This is a genomic window from Bacillota bacterium (assembly GCA_012837285.1).
GTDB lineage: Bacteria > Bacillota > DTU030 > DUMP01 > DUMP01 > DUNI01.
The window spans coordinates 1-6018 of the sequence record DURJ01000190.1 but is presented as its reverse complement, the minus strand read 5'-3'; the positions used below and the strand labels follow the sequence as shown (position 1 = coordinate 6018).

Genomic DNA, 6018 nt, shown 5'->3' with positions numbered 1-6018 from the left:
TCGCTGTCACCGCCGGCGGTGACGTTGCGCACCGCGCTTCGACGCTGGGGTGCCTGGGCAGTTAACCTAATCTTAAACAAGTAGCGTACCGTATCCTCCTGGATCCGGGCCACCATTCCTTGGAACATCTCATGCGCTTCCAGCTTGTATTCTATCAGCGGATCTCTTTGGCCGTAAGCCCGAAGCCCGATCCCTTCCCGTAGCTCATCCATGGCGTCCAGATGTTCCATCCATTTGCTGTCCACCACCCGCAGCAGAACCACCCGTTCCAGTTCGCGCATGCTCTCGGCTCCGATTTCGGCCTCCCGCTGCTCATATAAAGCTTCTACTTTTTTCTCCAACCACAGCGCCAGCTCTTCCCTACTTTTGCCGGCCAGCTCCGCCATTGTCACTAGCCGCGGCGGGAAGAAAGTCTGCTCCAATACCATCAGCAGCGCCTTTAGATCCCACTCCTCCGGCAGCACATTCTCGCTGCAGTAGATAGACAGATAATCGGCCAGCACTGCCTTGGTCATACCGAGGACAGCTTCCCGATGATCCGTTTTGGTCAGCACTTCTTGGCGCTGCCCATAAATAACCTCGCGCTGCCTGTTCATTACGTCGTCATACTCCAGCAGCTGCTTTCTAATGTCGAAGTTCCGCCCCTCCAGCTTCTTTTGGGCGTTTTCCACTGCCCGAGAGAGCAGATTGTGCTCAATGGGCTGATCTTCTTCCAGGCCTAAGCGCTCCATTACCCGGGAGATATTCTCCCCCCCGAATAACCGCAGCAGATCGTCCTCCAGCGACAGATAAAAGCGTGACGACCCCGGGTCCCCCTGGCGTCCGCTGCGGCCGCGCAATTGGTTGTCGATGCGCCGGGCCTCATGGCGCTCGGTGCCGATGATATGCAGTCCCCCTGCCGCCACCACCTGCTCATGCTCCCGCTTACACTGCTTCTTCATTTCGGCTACAACCGCTTCATACAATTCTTTCTCCACCAAATCCAGGTCATACCCCTGGCGTTCGAGCTCTTCTTTAGCCAAAAACTGCGAATTGCCGCCCAGGAGAATATCGGTACCTCGGCCGGCCATATTAGTGGCAATAGTGACACTGCCCAAACGCCCGGCCTGGGCCACAATCTCCGCTTCTTGTTCATGATATTTGGCATTTAGCACCTGATGCGGAATACCCTGCCGCTTGAGCAGGGCGCTCAGCTGTTCCGACTTCTCAATGGACACCGTCCCCACCAGCACCGGTTGGCCGCGCCGGTTACAGTCCAGTATCTCCGCCAACACGGCGTTGAACTTTCCGGCCTCGGTCTTGTAGACCATATCGGGGTAATCCACTCGGATCATGGGCTCGTGGGTCGGGATTACCACCACGTCTAAGCCGTAAATATTGCGAAACTCCTCTTCTTCCGTGGCCGCCGTACCGGTCATACCGGCCAGCTTCTTGTACATACGGAAGAAATTCTGGAACGTAATCCGGGCCAGGGTCTGGCTCTCAGTCTCGATCTTAACGCCTTCTTTAGCTTCAATAGCCTGGTGCAGACCGTCGCTATAGCGGCGCCCGAACATAAGCCGGCCGGTAAACTCATCTACAATGATCACTTGGCCGTCTTTCACCACATAATCACAATCGCGCTGCATCAGTTCATTAGCTCTCAGAGCCTGCATCAGATAGTGCGACAGATCGTCACCATCAGTTCCAGCGTACAAGTTTTCCACGCCCAGCATCCGCTCTACCCTCGCCACCCCTTGTTCCGACGGAGCCACCGTGCGCGCCTTCTCATCCACTTCGTAGTCTTGCCCCGGCTTAAGGCGCGGTACTATTTGGGCAAATCGATAGTATAGCTCAGTGGACTGCTCCACCTGCCCGGAGATAATCAGCGGTGTCCGGGCCTCGTCAATCAGGATGCTGTCCACCTCATCAATAATGGCATAGTTAAACGGCCGCTGCACCATCTGGTCCTCTTGCAGCACCATGTTATCCCGAAGATAATCAAAGCCGAATTCGTTGTTGGTACCGTAAGTGATGTCGGCAGCGTAGGCCGTTTTGCGGGCAGCGAAATCCAGCCCATGAACAATCAGCCCCACCGTAAGGCCCAAGAACTTGTAAATAACCCCCATCCATTCGCTGTCCCGTTTGGCCAGGTAGTCATTCACCGTCACAATATGCACACCCCGGCCGCTGAGCGCATTAAGATAAGCTGGCAAAGTAGCCACCAGGGTCTTACCCTCACCGGTTTTCATCTCGGCAATACGCCCTTGGTGCAAGACAATGCCACCCATGATTTGTTCATCAAAATGGCGTAGCCCCAACGTCCGCCGGGAAGCTTCCCGCACCACGGCAAAAGCCTCCGGCAAAAGATCAGCCAAGGTTTCACCGGCTCCCAGGCGGGCCCTAAACTCGTCTGTCTTGGCCCTCAGCTCCTGATCGGGCAAGGCTTGTAAAGCTTGTTCCCATGCATTTACCCGCTGAACCTGTGGGGCCAAGCGTCTTAAATCTCGCTCGTTATCATCAAAGATGTTCTTAAAAAACGCTAGCATCGAAGCACCTTCTCTTTCTAGGGTACCGCCAGGCTAATTCAAACCCGCTCCTTCATTCTAGCATTTCGTCCCGCTCTAGACAATAGAAAAGCGCCCACCATCGGGGCGCTACCTCAAGGCTTGCCGCCGGCTGTCACAATCGGTAGGTGACTGCCCACCGCTTTCAGCACCGCTTGCGCCACGTCTGTCCCGCCCTCTCCCCGGACAAACCAAGCTCCGGCCACCGTCTCTTCTGCCTGGGGCAGCACCATGGTAACAGCAACCACGACCACTGTGCTTTCGCCCAATTGAAATAAGCGTAAATCCTCCAGGGCCAAAGTCACCTCCTGCTGGGTATACAGTTCCACCGCCCTCAGCGTCGCCTCCGCCACCAGGCGCAGCCGATTCCACGACGCCGCCGGTCCCTGGGCTTCACCCACATACTGCGCTCCCTCCACTTCCAGTATAACACTGCAGTAGAACTGGGCTCCTGTTGTCTTAAGATTTACCGCCGTTACCTTTGCTTCCCCGGCCTCTTTCCCCGCCCTCCCCGACCCCAAATCGAGCTGAGCCACACTTATCTTCTTATGATCGATCGGGGTATTAAATTGCGCCAGCAACACCGACTCAATGTCCCGGACAATTTGCTTCGGGCCGCGGCTCCTTCCAGTCAGAACATGAATCTCCTGGATTGAATTTGTGTCGTCCAACACCACCCGAACCGACACAACATCCCGGACCTGGCGCAAGATTAGCTCGTATTCCTCCACTAAGGCCCGTTTATCGCGCCCTATCATCCATCTCACCCGTTTCTGTCTCAATCGCTAGCAGTTACGCCTATAGTTTCTCCACCGAGGCGGGAATGTCCTGCCGGGTTCCAAAAATAACCACCATATCCCGCCCCGACCGCCACAGTTTAGCCCCTGTCTGACTGTAAAATAACGAGGCTCGGTTAAACCGAGCCTCGTTTTCGGTACTCCTATTAATCCCAGCGCCGCTAGCGCAGGGGCTCAATCAAACCATAGTTCCCGTCTTTGCGCCGATAAACCACATTCACCTCTTCCGTATCAGCATTGCGAAAGACAAAGAAATCGTGACCCAACAGGTTCATCTGCAGTAGTGCCTCTTCCACCGGCATAGGTTTCACTGGGAAACGTTTGGTGCGAACAAGCTGCGGTACCGGCTCCCGGTCAGTCGGCGGACTGGGCTGGGGAACAATATCCAGCACACTGCCGTTCTTCATCTTCCGCGCCAGCTTAGTCTTGTACTTTTCCGCTTGTTTCTCCAGCTTATCCATCACCATGTCAATCGAAGCATACATGTCACCGCTGGACATCTCGCCCCGCAACAATCGGCCTCCCCCCACCGGTACAGTAACTTCCACGATATGACGTTCCCGTTCCACCGCCAGGGTCACCACCGCTTCGGTCACATCATCCAGGAGTTTCGCCAGCTTGCCTACTTTCTTTTCCACGTAGTCGCGCAGAGCAGGAGTGACATCGATGTTTTTGCCGCGAACAATTATCCTCATGCTTACCACTCCTTTCAGCAATGGGGCCTCATTAATATTATTCCCCGCCCTGCGAGAAAATCCTGCCTATGCATACAAAAACCGGAGCCGCCACCAACCGGAAACGCGTCTATATGCCTGCCCGTGCTCCTGCGGACCGCACAATGGTAAGGATCTTTCCCCTTCGTCGTCCCAACCAATGGGCCCGTCCCCATGCGTCCCCATGGTTGGTTCCAAACTACAGAATTTTACTCAAAAACGCCTGCGTCCGTTCATTCTGCGGATGGAAAAACACCTGTTCCGGCTTCCCTTCCTCTACAATCTTCCCGTCGTCCATAAACAACACCCGGTCACCCACCTCGCGGGCAAAGCCCATCTCATGGCTCACCACCACCATGGTCATACCGTCATTGGCCAAAGCTTTCATCACGTCCAGCACTTCACCGATCATCTCCGGATCAAGAGCCGATGTAGGCTCATCAAACAGTATTACCTTCGGCCGCATGGCTAAGGCCCGGGCAATAGCCACTCGCTGCTGCTGCCCCCCGGACAACTGTCGCGGATACGCCGTCGCTTTGTCCGATAGCCCCACCTTCTCCAGCAGCTCCAAAGCGATCTCTTCCGCTTCCGTCTCCGCCAGTCCCCGTACTTTCTTCGGAGCTAAGGTAATATTATCAGTTACAGTCATATGAGGGAACAGATTAAAAGACTGAAACACCATCCCCACTTCCCGGCGAACCCGATTAATATTGGTGGCCGAGTGATTGAGCTTAATCCCGTCCACGGCAATTTCGCCTTCAGTGGGCTCCTCCAAGTAGTTGATGCACCGAAGCAGCGTGCTCTTACCGGAACCCGACGGTCCGATAATAACCACTACTTCACCGGACTCGATCCGGTTAGTAATACCCTTTAGCACATGCAGCTGCCCAAAGTGCTTATGCACATTCTTAAGTTCAATCACCTTTCGCCAACCCCCTTTCTGCCCGCCGCACCACCAGCGACAGCGGCAGCGTAAGTATCAGGTACAACAACCCCGACGTAACATAAATCGGCAGGGCATAACCGCCTTTTCGCCCCACCATCAGGTTCGCATAGCGCATAACCTCCGGCACGGCAATAACCGCCATCAAAGAAGAATCCTTAAGTAGCATAATAAATTCGTTGCCCAGCGGCGGCATAATGTTCCGGAAAGCCTGCGGCAGCACCACATAACGCATACCCTGCCACCAAGACATACCCAGGGACCTAGCCGCCTCCATCTGCCCTCGCTCAATGGACTGAATCCCCGCCCGCACCACTTCCGACACATAGGCACCGCTGTTGATGCTGTAAGCTACCCAGCCGGCAATCATCGGCGGCAGGTGAATTCCAATTTCGGGCAGAGCATAATAAATCAAAAATAACTGTACCATCAGCGGCGTGCCCCTGATCACTTCCACATAAACCGTAGTTATTACATATAACAAACGATTGCGCGATAACCGAGCCAGGCCCACAATGGTGCCAATAACCAATCCCGTCAACACAGAAAAAAAGGTGATTGTAACCGTCACCCTAAGTCCCGACAGCATGAGCGGCAAGATCTCCGGTAGCACACGCCAGTCACTTAATTTCATATAGTCAGTTTCCCCTCTCCCCGGTGTTAACACAGGCCGAGGCGGCCGGCAGACTGCCCGCCGGCCGCCACCCAGACATCATTGGCTACTCATCCTTAAGCCATTTATCATACATTTTATCGTAGGTTCCGTCTTCCTTAATCTTCTTAAGAACTGCATTGACCTTCTCAACTAACTCGGTGTCGCCCTTACGAAAAGCGATGGCCGTAAGCTCCTTTATAAACGGCTCTTCACTTACCAGTTTCACCTTGTCTCCATGCTCTTTTACGTAGGCCTTACCCACCGGCTCATCCACAACTACAGCTTCGATGTTACCATGCTGAAGATCTAAGAATGCCTGGGGATAATTATCATAACGTTTGATTTCCTTAATATCAATCGCTTT

General features: G+C 54.3%; 6 protein-coding genes. All 6 read right to left on the bottom strand.

The genetic code is table 11. The features are described from left to right. On the bottom strand, positions 1-2528 hold a 2528-nt coding region (gene secA, locus GX016_10550; GenBank protein HHT71980.1), incomplete at its 3' end, for a preprotein translocase subunit SecA. 113 nt (positions 2529-2641) lie between these two features. Then, a complete protein-coding gene (locus GX016_10545; protein ID HHT71979.1) occupies positions 2642-3304 on the bottom strand; it encodes a hypothetical protein in 663 nt (220 codons plus the stop codon). Between the two features lie 200 nt (positions 3305-3504). Beyond that, the gene (raiA, locus tag GX016_10540) at positions 3505-4038 is read right to left on the bottom strand and encodes a ribosome-associated translation inhibitor RaiA (GenBank protein ID HHT71978.1); all 534 of its coding nucleotides are present in this window, start codon (positions 4036-4038) and stop codon (positions 3505-3507) included. Positions 4039-4255: 217 nt separating this feature from the next. Further along, positions 4256-4978, bottom strand: coding sequence for an amino acid ABC transporter ATP-binding protein (locus tag GX016_10535; protein ID HHT71977.1), 723 nt, complete (start codon positions 4976-4978; stop codon positions 4256-4258). After that, positions 4971-5633 (bottom strand): amino acid ABC transporter permease, encoded by a 663-nt coding sequence (locus tag GX016_10530; GenBank protein ID HHT71976.1) that lies wholly within the window; start codon positions 5631-5633, stop codon positions 4971-4973. Before GX016_10530 ends, GX016_10535 begins: the two co-directional genes overlap by 8 nt. Positions 5634-5718: 85 nt before the next feature. After that, on the bottom strand, positions 5719-6018 hold a 300-nt coding region (locus tag GX016_10525), incomplete at its 5' end, for a transporter substrate-binding domain-containing protein (protein ID HHT71975.1).